This is a genomic window from Pseudomonas sp. MAG733B (assembly GCF_036884845.1).
Taxonomy (GTDB): domain Bacteria; phylum Pseudomonadota; class Gammaproteobacteria; order Pseudomonadales; family Pseudomonadaceae; genus Aquipseudomonas.
Map to the genome: position 1 here is coordinate 738,803 of NZ_CP145732.1, position 15,865 is coordinate 754,667.

General features: G+C 59.4%; 15 protein-coding genes and 1 pseudogene. 5 read left to right on the forward strand and 11 right to left on the reverse strand.

Annotated features, from left to right (window positions below):
* Positions 1-62 precede the first annotated feature (62 nt).
* From V6Z53_RS03410 to V6Z53_RS03430, 5 genes are all read right to left on the reverse strand, one after another.
* The gene (locus tag V6Z53_RS03410; protein WP_338584153.1) at positions 63-884 is read right to left on the reverse strand and encodes a hypothetical protein; all 822 of its coding nucleotides are present in this window, start codon (positions 882-884) and stop codon (positions 63-65) included.
* A 459-nt stretch (positions 885-1,343) separates the two neighbouring features.
* Positions 1,344-2,099 (reverse strand): L-cystine ABC transporter ATP-binding protein TcyN, encoded by a 756-nt coding sequence (tcyN, locus tag V6Z53_RS03415; protein ID WP_338584154.1) that lies wholly within the window; start codon positions 2,097-2,099, stop codon positions 1,344-1,346.
* A gap of 4 nt (positions 2,100-2,103) precedes the next feature.
* The gene (gene tcyL / locus V6Z53_RS03420; RefSeq protein WP_338584155.1) at positions 2,104-2,769 is read right to left on the reverse strand and encodes a cystine ABC transporter permease; all 666 of its coding nucleotides are present in this window, start codon (positions 2,767-2,769) and stop codon (positions 2,104-2,106) included.
* On the reverse strand, positions 2,769-3,569 hold the full coding sequence (tcyJ, locus tag V6Z53_RS03425; RefSeq protein WP_338584156.1) for a cystine ABC transporter substrate-binding protein: 801 nt from the start codon (positions 3,567-3,569) through the stop codon (positions 2,769-2,771). Before tcyJ ends, tcyL begins: the two co-directional genes overlap by 1 nt.
* Positions 3,570-3,855: 286 nt before the next feature.
* On the reverse strand, positions 3,856-4,848 hold the full coding sequence (locus V6Z53_RS03430; RefSeq protein ID WP_338584157.1) for a D-cysteine desulfhydrase: 993 nt from the start codon (positions 4,846-4,848) through the stop codon (positions 3,856-3,858).
* Between the two features lie 190 nt (positions 4,849-5,038).
* Between V6Z53_RS03430 and epsC the strand changes: the two genes are divergently transcribed.
* Both epsC and betT read left to right on the forward strand, forming a co-directional pair.
* Complete coding sequence (epsC, locus tag V6Z53_RS03435) at positions 5,039-5,965, forward strand: serine O-acetyltransferase EpsC (RefSeq protein ID WP_338584158.1); 927 nt, start codon at positions 5,039-5,041, stop codon at positions 5,963-5,965.
* A gap of 390 nt (positions 5,966-6,355) precedes the next feature.
* Positions 6,356-8,310, forward strand: a pseudogene (betT, locus tag V6Z53_RS03440) (choline transporter BetT).
* Positions 8,311-8,319: 9 nt separating this feature from the next.
* Here the strand turns inward: betT and V6Z53_RS03445 are convergent.
* Together V6Z53_RS03445 and V6Z53_RS03450 are read right to left on the reverse strand one after the other, a co-directional pair.
* Positions 8,320-8,580 carry a hypothetical protein gene (locus V6Z53_RS03445; protein ID WP_338584159.1) on the reverse strand — a complete coding sequence of 87 codons (261 nt, stop codon included), beginning with the start codon at positions 8,578-8,580 and terminating at the stop codon, positions 8,320-8,322.
* 172 nt (positions 8,581-8,752) lie between these two features.
* The gene (locus tag V6Z53_RS03450) at positions 8,753-9,493 is read right to left on the reverse strand and encodes an SDR family oxidoreductase (RefSeq protein WP_338584160.1); all 741 of its coding nucleotides are present in this window, start codon (positions 9,491-9,493) and stop codon (positions 8,753-8,755) included.
* A 112-nt stretch (positions 9,494-9,605) separates the two neighbouring features.
* On the opposite strand from V6Z53_RS03450, the gene V6Z53_RS03455 reads away from it, so the two are divergent.
* The 3 genes from V6Z53_RS03455 (at position 9,606) to mgrA (ending at position 12,169) form a co-directional block, all read left to right on the forward strand.
* Positions 9,606-10,496, forward strand: a complete 891-nt coding sequence (locus V6Z53_RS03455) for a LysR family transcriptional regulator (protein ID WP_338584161.1) — start codon at positions 9,606-9,608, stop codon at positions 10,494-10,496.
* Between the two features lie 101 nt (positions 10,497-10,597).
* Positions 10,598-10,999 (forward strand): type II toxin-antitoxin system HicB family antitoxin, encoded by a 402-nt coding sequence (locus V6Z53_RS03460; protein WP_338584162.1) that lies wholly within the window; start codon positions 10,598-10,600, stop codon positions 10,997-10,999.
* Positions 11,000-11,131: 132 nt separating this feature from the next.
* Positions 11,132-12,169: an L-glyceraldehyde 3-phosphate reductase gene (gene mgrA, locus V6Z53_RS03465; protein ID WP_150702647.1), complete on the forward strand. Its 1,038-nt coding sequence runs from the start codon at positions 11,132-11,134 to the stop codon at positions 12,167-12,169.
* Between the two features lie 133 nt (positions 12,170-12,302).
* Here the strand turns inward: mgrA and tauD are convergent, their stop codons facing one another.
* From tauD to tauA, 4 genes are read right to left on the reverse strand one after another with little or no spacing between them, the layout of a single operon-like run.
* Positions 12,303-13,139, reverse strand: a complete 837-nt coding sequence (tauD, locus tag V6Z53_RS03470) for a taurine dioxygenase (protein ID WP_338584163.1) — start codon at positions 13,137-13,139, stop codon at positions 12,303-12,305.
* 60 nt (positions 13,140-13,199) lie between these two features.
* Positions 13,200-14,033: a taurine ABC transporter permease TauC gene (gene tauC, locus V6Z53_RS03475; RefSeq protein WP_338584164.1), complete on the reverse strand. Its 834-nt coding sequence runs from the start codon at positions 14,031-14,033 to the stop codon at positions 13,200-13,202.
* On the reverse strand, positions 14,030-14,824 hold the full coding sequence (gene tauB, locus V6Z53_RS03480; RefSeq protein ID WP_338584165.1) for a taurine ABC transporter ATP-binding subunit: 795 nt from the start codon (positions 14,822-14,824) through the stop codon (positions 14,030-14,032). The genes tauC and tauB overlap by 4 nt, the downstream gene beginning before the upstream one ends.
* A gap of 15 nt (positions 14,825-14,839) precedes the next feature.
* Complete coding sequence (gene tauA / locus V6Z53_RS03485; protein WP_338584166.1) at positions 14,840-15,817, reverse strand: taurine ABC transporter substrate-binding protein; 978 nt, start codon at positions 15,815-15,817, stop codon at positions 14,840-14,842.
* Positions 15,818-15,865 lie beyond the last annotated feature (48 nt).

Below are 15,865 nucleotides of genomic sequence, written 5' to 3' on the forward strand. Positions count from 1 at the left end.
GAAAACAAGAATGTCCGGTGGTCCGGTGCATATACCCTAAGCGTTTATAAATAAGTTATGAACTAACTTTTAGGAATATATATAGAAGGGCTGCTGTCCGCTGGGCAACACTTGCACGCGTAGCAACAGCGGGACTCCGCGGCCTTGAGTTGTTCCTTCTTCGGGACGTTCAGATAGGGGTTGGCACAGCCAATCTTCAGCGTACGCGCGGGTGCCCACCGCGAGTTGTTGCCCACGCGATCGAGGATGCAGTAAGTCACCTCCAGCCGCAGGTCTTCGCCGGCCTCGACGATGATCGCCGGTGGCACCCAGACCTGAATTGGCTGGCCCACATCACCCGCCTTGAGCCGTGGCAGGTCCATTCGCACATCACCACAGCGCAGGGTGATTTCGTCGTCGGCCGCCATATTCAAATACGGCTCGATGGTCAGCGGCACGCCCCGTTTGATCTGGTTCTGATTCAGGCCCTGGCGACGAATCGTTTCGGGGATACCCACCGGCGCCAGGCTTTGGTTTTCATCGCCGTACAAGGCGGACGGCTGACCTCCGGGGCAATCGAGTTTGATCTGCACGCGCCTGGCAGCCGATACCGCCGCGCCCTGACCAATCTGCATGATCCGATAGTGAATGCGCGAAGAGCCATTGGTGATGAAGCTTTCCGGCACGCGCAACTGAACGGATCGGCCAACCTCATCGCGGGTCAGCACCCGGGAAGCAACGTAGCAGTTGTCCCAGAACAGTTCGATCAGATCGCCTTCGTCCATCGCCGGATAGGGCGGCACGTCGATCAGCAGGTGTGCGGCCGAGGTGATGTTGATACCGGTCTTGTGGGATTGCGCCACGGTCGGGGCCGCGAGTTCGCATTGGTTCGAAGTGCTTTTCATGGAATCTCCTTGAAGTTTTGCAGCGAAGTCCGTTTCTGAAAATAAAAATGTGAAATGCGAGTGGAAAACAGTTAGTTACTTTGGAAGTTGATATTGAATGCGTCGATTGGAGACTAGATAAGAGTTCGACTGAGTCAGTGTCAATGGCGTTTATTAGTTGGCTGATAAATATGGTGTTATTCAGAAAGTTCCTACGCGTAGAGGTTAATAAACGCTATCGCTGCGTGGAAATTGCCCATAAATACTGGGTCGGCCTAGGCATAAAGGCGGAGAAGGAGAGAAGAGCCTGTGGCGGGGCTAGTGAGGCGTCATAGCGTAAGTCTGTTGCGGAATATAAATATGTACCGCACGCACCGATAAATAACGATTTATGTTTTTGGAGGTTTGTTGTGTGTGGGAGGTGGGTGTGGCGGCATGTAACTTCCTTCCGTGGAAGTTAACAAGTTTGCGAAGGGTGATTTAATTGTGGGCGTTGTTCAGGAACTTGCTGAGGAACTGTTTCGTGCGTTCTTCTTTCGGGTTGGCAAACAGCGCCTTGGATTCGCCTTGTTCGACGATCACACCCTTGTCGAAAAACACCACACGATTGGCCACGTCACGAGCGAAAGCCATTTCGTGGGTCACGATGACCATGGTGCGATTCTCCTCGGCCAGGCCGCGGATCGTCGCCAGCACTTCACCCACCAGCTCCGGGTCAAGCGCCGAAGTCGGTTCGTCGAACAGGATCACTTCCGGTTCCATCGCCAGCGCGCGGGCAATCGCCACGCGTTGTTGCTGGCCGCCCGAGAGGCGGCGCGGGTAAGCGTCTTCCTTGCCCGCCAGGCCCACCTTGGCCAACAGCTTTTTACCCAGGGCGACGGCATCGGCATGCGGGATCTTCTTGACGATGATCGGGCCTTCGATGACGTTTTCCAGAGCGGTACGATGGGGAAACAGGTTGAAGTTCTGGAACACGAAACCCACGTGCTGGCGCAAGTTGCGCACCAGACTTTGCTGCTGGTTCAACGGACGGCTGGTATCGATCTCGATATCGCCGACCTTGATCCGGCCGCTGGTGGGTTCTTCCAGGAAATTCAGGCAACGCAGGAACGTGGTCTTGCCCGAGCCGCTAGGCCCGATGATCGCCACGACCTCGCCTTCCTTCACTTGCAGATCGATGCCGTTGAGCACGACTTGACCCTTGAACTGCTTTGTCAGTTTTTCCACGACAATCATGGGGTCAGGACTCCTGGTCGTGCCGATTGACCCGCTCTTCCAGCTTGTTCTGCAGGTGCGAAAGCACCGTGGCCAGAACCCAGTAGATCAGCGCGGCGGCAAGATACATGGTGAAAATTTCGAAGGTACGGGCGGTGATCAGCTGCGCCTGACGGAACAGCTCCGGCACCTGGATGGTGGCTGCCAGCGCAGTGTCCTTGACCAGCGAGATGAAGCTGTTGCCCAGCGGCGGCAATGCCGTGCGCATCGCTTGCGGAATGATGGCCCGGCGCAGCGTCTGCGCGCGGGTCATGCCGATACTGGCAGCGGCTTCCCACTGACCGCGTTCGATCGAGCTGATCGCGGCGCGCAGGATTTCACAGGCATAGGCAGCCATGTTCAGCGAGAAGCCGATCAGGGCCGCCGGCAGCGGATCGAGTTCGACACCCAATTGCGGCAAGCCGTAATAGATCACGAACAGTTGCACCAGCAACGGCGTGCCGCGAAAGAACGACACGTAGATGCGGGCGATCCAGCTCACCAGCTTGAAGCGCGACAGGCGCATCAGTGCCAGGCCGAAGCCCAGCAAGAGCCCGAAGAACATCCCGCCGAGGCTCAAGATCACCGTGTAGTACGCGCCCTTCAGCAGAAAGGGCGCGGAATCCAGTGCGAGTTGAAAAGCTTCTTCCATTATTGAGTGACGTCAGCGTTGAAGTATTTTTCCGAGAGCTTTTTCAGGGTGCCGTCGGCGCGCAGTTTGTCGATCGCCTTGTTCACCGCAGCCAACAGTTCAGGCTCGCCTTTGCGCAGGGCAATACCGGCTTCCTGACGGGAGAACGCTTCACCGGCAGCAGTGGTGTCTTTGGCTTTCTTGGCATATTCCAGCGCGGCCAGACGGTCGATCAGGATGGCGTCGATACGGCCGACACGCAGGTCCTGGAACTTGGTCGGATCATCTTCGTAGGTGCGCACGTCAGCGGTTGGCACGTTGGCTTTGACCCACTGTTCGTAGTTGGTGCCCAGGCCCACGCCGACTTTCTTGCCACCCAGGTCGGCAGCGGACTTGATGTTCAGCTCGGCGGCCTTCTTGGTCAGCACCAGCGCCTGAATCCCGGAAACGGTGTACGGCTCGGAGAAGTCATACTTCTTCTTGCGCTCTTCGGAGATGGTCACCTGGTTGATCACCGCGTCCAGACGCTTGGATTCCAGCGCCGCGAGGATGCCGTCCCATTTGGTCGGTTGCAGTTTGACCTTCACGCCCAGCTCTTTGGCCAGCGCTTCGGAGAACTCGACTTCGAAGCCGGTCAGTTTGCCGTCGGCGTCGACGAAGCTGAACGGTGGGTAAGTGCCTTCCAGGCCGACGTTGATCACGCCTTTGTCCTTGATTTGTTGCAGCTGCTCACCGGCAACGGCGTTGCCGATCAGGCCGGCGCTCAGTGCCAGGCCCAGCGATCCCACCAGCAGATTACGACGTAGTGCGGAAAAATTCATGACAAGCCCCTGTGTTTTCTTATGGAAGACGCTTAAGGAAAGTTGGCAAATTCGGGAATTGGACGACTGCGATATCCTGCCCTAAAGCAGCGTATGCGTCTCGCTGCAAATTCGCCCGCGGCGTGACTATATGATGGCGTTATTAGATTAGAAAATAATAAATTCTGTTTTTGATATGCAATTAACGAATAAGCGATGGGTCTTGAAAAGATCGCAGCCTGCGGCAGCTCCTACAAGGATCGGCGAACTTCTGTAGGAGCTGCCGCAGGCTGCGATCTTTTGATCTTTATAGAAAGTCTTTGTAGGCAAACAACGCCGGTGCCCCACCGGTGTGCAGGAAGATGATCGGGCCGTCATCGAAACGCTGGCGACCAATACCGTCCAGCAATCCTGCCATGGCCTTGCCGGTGTAGACCGGATCAAGCAGCAGGCCTTCCTGACTCGCCAGCAGCTTCACCGCCGCCAGCGTCCCGGCATTCGGCTCGCCGTAACGCGGCGCGAAATACTCGTCCCACAACTCGACTTTGAAGCTGTCCGGCAGGTTCACACCCAACAACTCGGCAGTGCGCTCGGCCAGGCCCTGTACCTTCGGCCGCTGATCTTCATCGCTGCGCGAAACCGTCACGCCTATCACCGGCAATTCCGGCAACGCTTCGCTCAACGCCAATGCCAGACCGCTGTGAGTCCCGGCGCTGCCCGAGGCCAGGACCACTGCGGCGAAATTCAGGCCGGTATCCTTGATCTGTTCAGCCAGTTCCAGACCGGCCCGTACGTAACCCAAAGCGCCCAATGCGTTCGAACCGCCAATCGGCACCAGATACGGTTTTTTACCGTTATTGCGCAGGCGAGCGGCCAATGCCTGCAATTGTTCGTCGGCGTTGTCGAGGTTTTCCACCAGTTCGACCTTGGCATCGAACAGGTCCAGCAACAGCCGGTTGCCGTTGCCGACGTAATTGACGTCATCGGTGCCCAGCGGGTTTTCCAGCAATGCAACGCAACCGAGCCCAAGCTTGGCGGCGATGGCGGCAGTCTGGCGTACATGGTTGGATTGCAGCGCGCCAGCGGTGATCAAAGTATCAGCGCCCTCGGCCAGGGCATCGGCAGCGAGGTATTCGAGTTTGCGCAGCTTGTTGCCGCCCATGGCCAGTGGCGTCAGGTCATCGCGTTTGACGTACACATCGCGGCCCAGCCAGGTCGACAGGCGTTCGAGTTTTTCCAGGGCGGTGGGCTGACCGAGCAGGTCGAGGCGGTTAAAGCGGGCAAGCTGTTGTTTGATCATGAGTCCGTACTGGCGGTGAATGATGTCAGGACTATAGGCACGCCTATTTGTCGGGGCAACCGTCAATCGCTTATAGCTGATGGTGCTTAACACAGCACAATTGGTTCTTAATTTGCGCCGCGACCGTTGCCGTAAAGTAATCGCCGTTGACGCGGCCAGACCTTCCGGCCGCCCGTGAGGAGTTTTTACCGTGAGTGAGCGTTCCAGCCATTGGCAATTGCAGACCATCGTCAGTCAGCTGCGCACGGCACGTGACCAGTGGCGTGCACAAAACGGCCGCGCCAGCACCGAGCAGGGTGGTCGCGAGTTGCCGTCCCGGGCGGCCATGGCGGACATTCTCGAAGCCCTTTGCGGTGCGCTGTTCCCGATGCGTCTGGGGCCGGTGGACCTGCGCGAGGAAAGTGAAGACTTCTACGTCGGTCACACCCTTGATGTCGCGCTGAATGCGTTGCTGGCGCAAGCACGACTCGAATTGCGTTATGCCGCTCGCCACGGAGCCGAGGCCGAGACCGAAGTTGAAGCCAAGACCATCCAGATCATTCAGGATTTTGCCCTTGCCTTGCCGGGTCTGCGCAGCCTGTTGGATACGGATGTGTTGGCGGCCTATCACGGTGACCCGGCGGCGCGCAGCGTCGATGAAGTGCTGCTGTGCTATCCCGGCATTCTGGCGGTGATTCACCATCGTCTGGCCCACCATTTGTATCGCGCCGGGCTGCCGTTGTTGGCGCGGATCAGTGCGGAAATCGCTCACTCGGCCACCGGTATCGACATCCATCCTGGCGCGCAGATCGGCCGCAGTTTCTTCATCGATCACGGGACCGGCGTGGTCATCGGCGAGACCGCGATCATCGGCGAGCGCGTGCGGATTTATCAGGCCGTGACCTTGGGCGCCAAGCGTTTCCCGGCGGACGAAGACGGCCAGTTGCAGAAGGGCCAGCCGCGCCATCCGATTGTCGAGGATGATGTGGTGATTTATGCCGGCGCGACGATTCTGGGGCGGATCACCATCGGCAAGGGCTCGACCATCGGCGGTAATGTCTGGCTGACCCGTAGCGTGCCGGCGGGTAGTAACCTGACTCAGGCGAATTTGCAGCTGGATGATGGGGCGCAGAAGTAAGGCCAGATCAACCGTTGCGCCAACTGTAGGAGCTGTAGGAGCTGTAGGAGCTGTCGAGTGAAACGAGGCTGCGATCTTTTCAAAGGCACTGCAAAAACCAAAGTCAAAAGATCGCAGCCTGCGGCAGCTCCTACAGAATTCCTCACCTCCCGCCGCGTCATGCCCGTCCTTGAGCTAGCGTAAGAAAGCGACCGCCCAGCCCTGCGATTAGTCCTTAGCACCCTATCCATGTTTAACTTGAACGTTCATTCAAGTTAAACCGGTGGTTCGCTGCCCGCTCACAACAGGAGGCTTGCCTTTGCTGAGTCCGATTTCTACAGCCACGTTTTACCTCTTCGAGGTGCACCGTTCATGAGTGCATCGTCCCTTCCTCCCAGCGGCCTGGTCCGCATGAATCCGCCGGTGTTTTACTTTGCGGCGAGCTTCATTTTGTTGTTCGGCGTCGTGGTCATTGTCATGCCCGAGCAGGCCGGTGCCTGGTTGCTGGCCGCACAAAACTGGGCGGCCAACACGGTCGGCTGGTACTACATGTTGGCGATGACCCTGTATCTGGTCTTCGTGGTGGTCACCGCGTTATCGGGCTACGGCAAGATCAAACTCGGTGCCGACCACGACGAGCCCGAATTCAGTTACCTGTCCTGGGCCGGCATGCTGTTCGCCGCCGGGATCAGCATCACGTTGTTCTTCTTCTGCGTGTCCGAACCGCTGACCCACATGCTCCAGCCGCCGCAAGGCGAGGCGGGCACTGCGGATGCAGCGCGGCAGGCGATGCAGATTCTGTTTCTGCACTGGGGACTTCACGGCTGGGGCGTGTTCGCCTTCGTCGGCATGGCGCTGGCCTACTTCGCCTACCGACACAACCTGCCGCTGGCCCTGCGCTCGGCGCTGTATCCGTTGATCGGCAAACGCATCAACGGCCCTATCGGTTACGCGGTGGATGGCTTCGGCATCATCGCCACGGTGTTCGGCCTGGGCGCCGACATGGGCTTCGGCGTGCTGCACCTCAACTCGGGCCTGGATTATCTGTTCGGCATCGCTCACACCCAGTGGATTCAGGTCGGCCTGATCACGCTGATGATGGGCGCGGCGATCATCGTCGCGGTGTCCGGTGTCGACAAAGGCGTGCGAGTGATGTCCGACATCAACATGCTGCTGGCCTGCGCGCTGCTGCTGTTCGTGTTGTTCGCCGGGCCCACGCAGCATTTGCTCAACACGCTGATCCAGAACGTGGGTGATTATCTCGGCGCCTTGCCGATGAAGAGTTTCGACCTCTACGCCTACGACAAACCGAGCGACTGGCTGGGCGGCTGGACGGTGTTCTATTGGGCCTGGTGGATTGCGTGGTCGCCGTTCGTGGGCCTGTTCATCGCGCGAATTTCCCGTGGCCGGACCATTCGCGAATTCGTCTTCGGCGTGCTCTTGATTCCGCTAGGTTTCACCCTCGCGTGGATGTCGATCTTCGGCAACAGCGCCATCGACCAGGTGCTCAATCACGGCATGAGCGCGCTGGGCATGTCGGCCATCGACAACCCGTCGATGACCCTGTACCTGTTGCTGGAAACTTACCCGTGGAGCAAAACCGTCATCGCGGTCACGGTGTTCATCAGCTTCGTGTTCTTCGTCACCTCCGCCGACTCGGGCACCGTGGTGCTCTCGACACTGTCCGCGAAGGGCGGCAATCCTGATGAAGACGGGCCGAAATGGCTGCGGGTGTTCTGGGGTGCGATGACCGCGCTGGTGACCAGTGCGTTGCTGTTCTCCGGCAGCATCGATGCGTTGAAGTCAGCGGTGGTCCTGACTTCGCTGCCGTTCTCGCTGATTTTGCTGTTGATGATGTGGGGCCTGCACAAGGCGTTTTATCTGGAGTCGCAAAAGCAGATCGCGCAGCTGCATTCCCTGGCGCCGGTGTCCGGCTCACGGCGCGGCGGCTGGCGTCAGCGCTTGAGTCAGGCGGTGCATTTTCCGTCGCGGGACGAGGTGTATCGCTTCCTCGATACGACGGTGCGACCGGCGATCGAAGAGGTCTCGGCGGTGTTCATCGAGAAGGGGCTGAGCGTCATCACGCATCCGGAACCGGTCAACGACAGCGTGAGCCTGGAAATCGGTCATGGCGATGAACACCCGTTTATCTACCAGGTGCAAATGCGTGGCTACTTTACGCCGTCGTTTGCCCGGGGCGGCATGGGCTCCAAGGAACTCAACAACCGTCGTTACTACCGCGCCGAAGTGCATTTGAGCGAGGGCAGCCAAACTACGATCTGGTGGGCTACACCAAGGAACAGATCATCAACGACATCCTCGATCAGTACGAACGGCACATGCAGTTCTTGCATCTGGTGCGTTGATCGGGGTCTTCACGCTTCGGTGGTCATCACCATGAACAACACCAGCGCCGCCACCGGGATACCGAACACGGCGCTGCCGACCACCAGTTCGGTGCCCAAAGGCTGGCCGGCATGCACAATGCCAACCGCGCCATTGATCAGCGTCAGCGCCAGCCACAGCACGATAAAGCTGTAGGCCAGGATCTGGCGGCTGAAGCCGATTTTCTCGCCGATGTAGAGCATCAGGGCGAGGAGGATCAGGCCGAAGGTGATGATGATCGTCGTGTGCATGGTGGGTTTCGCCATTCAGATGTGTGGTGCCGTTCAGGCCGTCATCGCGGGCAAGCCTTGCTCCTACAGATGTTACGTCGTTCGAGGAATCAGGGCACGACTCTAAACCTGTAGGAGCAAGGCTTGCCCGCGATGGCGGCCCTACTGATTCAACTCCATACAGCGAGCATAGTTAAACCAACCCGCCATTCACCCGCAAAACCTGCCCATTGACCCAACCCGAATCCGGTCCCGCCAGAAACGACACCACACGAACAATGTCTTCCGGCTGACCCAGGCGTTCCAGCGGCGCCATCTTCGCGAAATTCTGAATCTGCTCCTCACTCTTGCCGTGCAAAAACAGCTCGGTCGCCACTGGCCCGGGCGCTACCGCATTGACGGTGATATTGCGCCCGCGCATCTCCTTGGCAAACACCTGCGTCAGCGATTCCACCGCGGCTTTGCTGGCAATGTACACCGCATAACCCGGCAGGTTCAGGCCGACGGTGCTGCTGGAGAAATTGATGATCCGCCCACCGTCGTTCAGGCGTGTGGCGGCTTCGCGCAGGGTGTTGAAGGTGCCACGGGCGTGGATGTTGAAAGTCTGCTCGAACAACTCGTCGCTGTGTTGTGCCAGTGGCAGCACCTTGAGAATCCCGGCGTTGTTCACCAGCACATCGACCTTGCCGAGCTGGGTCTCAGCCTCGTCGAACATCCGCCGTACATCTTCGGCATTGGCTACATCAGCCTTGATCGCTATGGCTTGATGGCCGGCCTGACGCAGTTCCACCACCAGTTTCGAAGCTTCGCTGGCGCTGCTGGTGTAGTTGATGGCGACGGCGAAACCTTCGCTGGCCAACTGTCTGGCGATGACCGCGCCAATGCCGCGCGAGGCGCCGGTGACGAGGGCAACTTTCGAAGTCTGGTGAGTCATGGTGGTCTTCCTGTGATGGGGTGTGAAGCCAATTTCACATGTTTACTCGGGTCGATAAATGCACCAGAGTTGCCTTGACTGTTCAAGAATCGCCAACAATCGAGAGCCCGCCGTGGATCAAGTCAAAGCGATGAAAGTGTTCGTGCGGATCTACGAACGCTCCAGTTTTACCCTGGCGGCGGAAGACCTGAACCTGCCGCGGGCCACGCTGACACACACGCTCAATCAGTTCGAAGCCTGGCTCGGCACCCGCCTGCTGGAACGCAGCACGCGCAGAGTGCGGCCTACACTGGATGGCGAAGCGTATTACCAGCGTTGCGTGCAATTGCTGGCAGAACTGGAAGAAGCCGAACTGGCGTTTCGCAGCGTGGCGCCGAAGGGCCGCTTGCGGGTGGACTTGCACGGCACCCTGGCCCGGCACTTCGTGATCCCGGCCCTGCCGCAATTCATGGCTCGCTACCCGGACATCGAACTGTCCATCAGCGAGGCCGATCGCCAAGTCGACCTCATCACCGAAGGCATCGATTGCGTACTGCGCGCTGGCACCTTGAGCGACTCCACACTGATCGGCAAACGTCTGGCCAACCTGCGCCAGATCACCTGCGCCAGCCCCGCTTATCTGCGTAAATACGGCCAGCCGCAAAACCTCGAAGATCTGAAAAACCATCGCGCCGTGAATTACGTCTCACGCACCACCGCCAAGTTGTTCCCGTTCGAATTCATGGTGAATGGCGAACTCAAGGAAGTGGCAATCGATGGCGCCGTTTCAGTGTTCGGCGCAGAAATCTACGCGGCCTCAGCGATCGCCGGCCTCGGCCTGATCCAGTGCCCGCAATACCGCATGGAAACGCAAATCGCCCAGGGACTGATCAAGGAAATCCTCGCCAAAACCCCTCCGCCACCGATGCCGGTTTCAGTGCTGTACCCGCACAACCGACACATGTCGCCACGGGTTCGGGTGTTTGTGGATTGGTTGGGGGAAGTGTTTGCGGGGGCAATTTGAGTGAGATTTTGATCATCTCAGAATGTGTATGGGTGGGGGGGCGCGCGGGATTTCCATATTAGAGTGCTGGATATTCAGCCATTCGAAGGAAGGTCAAATACATGAAATTCCCGGTTGTTCTGCACAAGGATGCCGACTCGGACTACGGAGTGATCGTCCCGGATGTGCCGGGTTGCTTCTCTGCCGGTGGCACCGTGGCGCAGGCACTCGAAAGCGTGAAGGAGGCATTGTCCCTGCATTACGAAGGTCTGGTTGCCGATGGTGAGCCGTTGCCTCAGGTGCGTGAGATCGACGCTCACTTCGATAACCCAGAATACGCAGGCGGCGTGTGGGCGGTGGTGGAGTTTGATATCACGCCTTACTTCGGCAAGTCGGTGCGATTCAATGCCACGCTGCCAGAGCAATTGCTTGAGCGTATCGACCAGACCGTCAGGCGCGACCAACGCTACAGTTCGCGCTCCGGTTTTCTGGCAGCGGCAGCACTGCGCGAACTGTCGGCATAAGGTTAGAAGAAAGAAATATGAAACGTTTCAGCAATTAGTCGAATCCGGGGTTTCCTGGTTTTTGTCTGCGCGTATGCTGGGCGACTGGCGAAGCAGTCGAGACCAGATTCAAGACCGACAAGAGAGGATTCGATGACTTACACCGCTGCCGAAAACCGCTATGACTCCATCCCTTACCGCCGCGTGGGTCGCAGCGGTCTGGTGCTGCCGGCGCTATCTTTGGGCCTGTGGCACAACTTCGGCGACAGCACGCCGATTGACACCCAGCGGGCGCTGTTGCGTACAGCGTTCGACCTAGGCATCAACCATTTCGACCTGGCCAACAACTACGGCCCGCCGTATGGCAGCGCCGAGATCAATTTCGGTCGATTGCTGCGTGAAGACTTCAAGCAGTACCGCGACGAGCTGATCATCTCCAGCAAGGCTGGTTGGGACATGTGGCCTGGTCCTTACGGCCAGGGCGGTGGTTCGCGCAAGTACGTGCTGGCCAGCCTCGATCAGAGCCTGCAACGCCTGGGCGTGGACTACGTGGACATCTTCTACTCCCACCGCTTCGACCCGGACACGCCGCTGGAAGAAACCGCCAGCGCACTGGCTACCGCCGTGCAGCAGGGCAAGGCGTTGTACATCGGCATCTCGTCTTACTCCGGGGTGAAAACCCGCGAAATCGCCGCGCTGCTGAAAGAGTGGAAAGTGCCGTTGTTGATTCACCAACCGGCATACAACCTGCTCAATCGCTGGGTGGAGAAAGACCTGCTGGATACCACTGACGAACTCGGCACGGGCGTGATTGCCTTCACACCGCTGGCTCAAGGTTTGCTGACCGACAAATACCTCAACGGCGTGCCGGCGGATGCGCGGGTCAATCGTCCGGGCGGTGGTTCGTTGCAGGCGTCGCATTTGTCCGAGGCCAACATCGCTCATGTGCGTGCGCTCAACGAGATTGCCAAGCGTCGCGGTCAAAGCCTGGCGCAACTGGCGTTGGCCTGGACCCTGCGTGACCCGCGGGTGACCTCGGCGCTGATCGGTGCGAGCCGGCCGGAGCAGATCATCGAGAACGTCGGGGCGTTGAAGAATCTGAGCTTCAGTGCGGAAGAACTGGCGGAGATCGACCGGTTTGCCCAAGAGGGCGGGATCAATCTTTGGGAGAAGCCTTCGACGGCGGAGTAAGAGTTTGGCGCTGGATTACTCGGCGTCTGTTACATGGCCATCGCTAGCAGGCTAGCTCCCACATTGGAATGCATTCCAATGTGGGAGCTAGCCTGCTAGCGATGGGGCCAGAATTGGCTACAAGAAATCAGCGTTAAAACGGCACATCCCCCAACACCGTCGCCCGCTGCATCACTCGCCGCGCGGGGCGGTAATCATCCACCGCGTAGTGCTGGGTCACGCGATTGTCCCAGAATGCGATGTCGTCTTTCTGCCAGCGCCAGCGAATGGTGAATTCCGGCCGTGTGGCGTGGGCGAACAGGAACTTCAGAATCGCCTCGCTTTCGGTTTCCGACAGTTCGTTGATCTTCGAGGTGAAACCTTCGTTGACGAACAACGAGCGGCGTCCGCTCACCGGATGGGTGCGGATTACCGGGTGCGACAGCGGTGGATTCTTGCGCCGCGCCTCTTCCCATTGGGCCAGCGCTTCAGGCGTGTTGCCGTAGCGCTCCAGCGGAAACGAACGGGTGAAATCGTGTGTGGCGGTCAGCCCTTCGAGCAAGGTTTTCATCGACGCCGATAGCGCCTCATACGCCGCGATGCCGCTGGCCCACAGCGTATCGCCACCAAACTCCGGCAACAGTTTGGCGCTGAGCACCGCGCCCATGGCCGGGGTCGGCAGGAAGGTCACATCGGTGTGCCAGATCGCGTTGTCGCGCACGTCGGTGACGGCGGTGTCGAGGATCAGCACTTCCGGTTGCTCCGGCACATTCGGGTAGATCGGGTGAATGTGCAGGTCGCCAAAATTCGCGGCGAATCTTGCCTGTTGCTGCGGCGTGATCGGCTGGTCGCGGAAGAACAGCACTTGATGCTTGAGCAGCGCTTGTTCGATGGCGTCGCGTTGTTCCAGGTTCAGCGGCTGGCTGATGTCGACGCCGGTGATCTGTGCGCCGAGGGCGTAGCTGAGGGGGACGATGGTCAGGTGGCTCATGGTGGTTCTCTTCAATCCGGGGCACCGAAATGTCGGCGTAGTCAGTGCGATCAAAACGTTCTAGTGAGCCTGGCCGTGCCACGGCACCAGTTTGCGCTGCAATTTGCGCAGGCCCATTTCCATGGCGAAGGCGATCAGCGCGATCACCAGAATCCCCAGCACCACCACATCAGTGACCAGGAACTGCGCGGCCGACTGCACCATGAAGCCCAGGCCGCTGGTGGCGGCGATCAGTTCGGCGGCAACCAGCGTCGACCAACCGACGCCCAAACCAATGCGCACGCCAGTCAAGATATCCGGCAATGCACTCGGCAGAATCACATGGCGAATCAACTGCGCCCGCGTCGCACCCAACGATTGCGCAGCGCGCAATTTGGCCGGGTCAACCGTGCGCACGCCGGTGGCGGTGGCGATGGCAATCGGGGCGAAAATTGCCAGGTAGATCAGCAGCACTTTCGACAACTCGCCGATGCCGCACCAGATCACGATCAGCGGCAGATAAGCCAGCGGCGGAATCGGACGATAGAACTCAATCAGCGGATCAAGAATGCCGCGAGCGATGCGGTTGTGGCCGATGGCGATGCCGACGGGAACGGCGGTCAGTACCGCGAAGCCGAGGCCAAGACCGATGCGGCTGAGGCTCGCGCCCAAGTGCTGCCATAGGGTTGAATCCATGTAGCCGCTGGTCGCCAGCAACCAGCCTTTTTGCAGCACGGCCGATGGCGGTGGCAGGAACAACGGTTCGATCAAACCGGTCGCTGTCACGGCCCACCAGATGACAACCAGCGCGACCAGGGTCAGCAGGCTGATCCAGCGCGTGCTCAAACTGCGACGGGCTGCGATGGCTGGGGTGTTTGTCTTCACCGCCGCAGCGGGAATTTCGTAGCTGCTCATGCGTGCTCCTGGCGCTGGACGGCGCTGCGTTGGGAGAACACTTTGGCGAGTACGTGTTCGCGGGTTTCGATGAAGCGCGGATCGGACTTGATCGAGCGTGCCGACTCACCGGCGGCGTAACGCTGGCCGAAATCCAGACTGAGGCGTTCGACGATTTGCCCGGGATTGGGTGCCAGCAGAATCAGGTCGGTGGCGAGGAATACAGCTTCTTCGATGTCATGGGTAATCAGGAACACCGGTTTCGCGGTGCGCCGCCAGACTTGCAGCAGCAGCTCCTGCATCTGTTCGCGGGTAAAGGCGTCGAGGGCGCCGAAGGGCTCATCCATGAGCAATACGCGAGGATCGGCGGCGAGGGCGCGGGCCAGGCCGACGCGCTGTTTCTGGCCACCGGAGAGTTGCCAGATCCGGCGATTTTCAAAGCCGGAAAGGTCGACCAGTGCGAGCATTTCCCGGGCGCGGATTTCACGTTTTTCCCTGGCAATGCCGGCCAGTTCCAGACCGAAACCGACGTTGGCCAGCACGTCTTGCCAAGGCAGCAAGGCATCGTCCTGAAACACCACGCCACGTTCGGCGCTCGGGCCTTTGACCGGCACGCCGTCGAGGGTGATGCGCCCGGCGCTGGGTTCGACGAAACCGGCAATCAGGTTCAACAGCGATGTCTTGCCACTGCCGGACGGGCCGAGGGCGACCAGCAATTGCTGGGGCCCCAGGCTCAGGGAAATATCCACCAGCACCGGTTCCGGGCTGCCAGGGTACTGTGCGCTGATGCGCTCCAGCTGTAGCAAAGCCATCGCGTTGACTCCCGATCAGTTGGTGATGAACTTGGCGCTGACGTACGGCGCGTAATCCGGCAGTACGGCTTCGACCTTGCCTTGTTCCTTGAGGAACGCGGCGGTGTCGGTGATGGCCTTGGTGGTCGGCGCGCCGAGGGTGACGACTTGATCAGCCGCCAGCGGGTAGACGTTGCCTTGCAGCAGCAGCGGAATGTCACTGGCCTTGGCGCCGGAGAGCTTCACCAGTTTGTCGACGTTGCTTTGGTTGGCGAGCCAGGCTTCTGGATCTTTGCGGTAATCGGCGTAGGCATCCAGAGTCACTTTGGCGAACGCGGTGACGATTTCCGGGTGCTTCTCGGCGAAGTCCTTGCGCACGATCCAGGCATCGAAGGTCGGTGCGCCGAACTTGGCCAGCTCGCCAGAAGTGATCAGCACTTTGCCGTTTTCCTTGGCGACGCCAAGCGCCGGGTCCCATACGTAAGTGGCGTCGATGTCACCGCGTTTCCACGCAGCGATGATTGCCGGTGGGGCGAGGTTGAGCACGGTGACTTTCGACGGATCGATGTTCCAGTGCTTCAGCGCGGCCAGCAGGCTGTAATGGCCGGTGGAAACGAATGGCACGGCGATTTTCTTGCCGATCAGGTCTTGCGGGGTCTTGATCCCGGAACCATCGCGGGCGACCAAGGCTTCAGCGGCGCCGATCTGGGTGGCGATGAGGAAGGTTTCCACCGGCACTTTGCGGGTAATGGCAGCAGTCAGGGGGCTGGAACCGAGGTAGCCGATCTGCACGTCGCCGGAAGCGATGGCGGCGATGATGTCGGCACCATTATCGAATTTGCGCCAGCTGATGTCGGCCTTGGTGGCTTTTTCGTAAGCGCCGTCGGCCTGGGCGACTTTCGCCGGGTCCACGGTGGTCTGGTAAGCGACAGTGACGTCAGCCGCCTGGGCAAACATACTCGCCGCAGCCAAAGAAGCGGCAGCCAGCAGGCGAAGAGGGAAAGTCAGTTTCATCGGGTAGCTCCTTGTCAGGCGACCGAGAGTCGGCGTGAAAGGAGACTA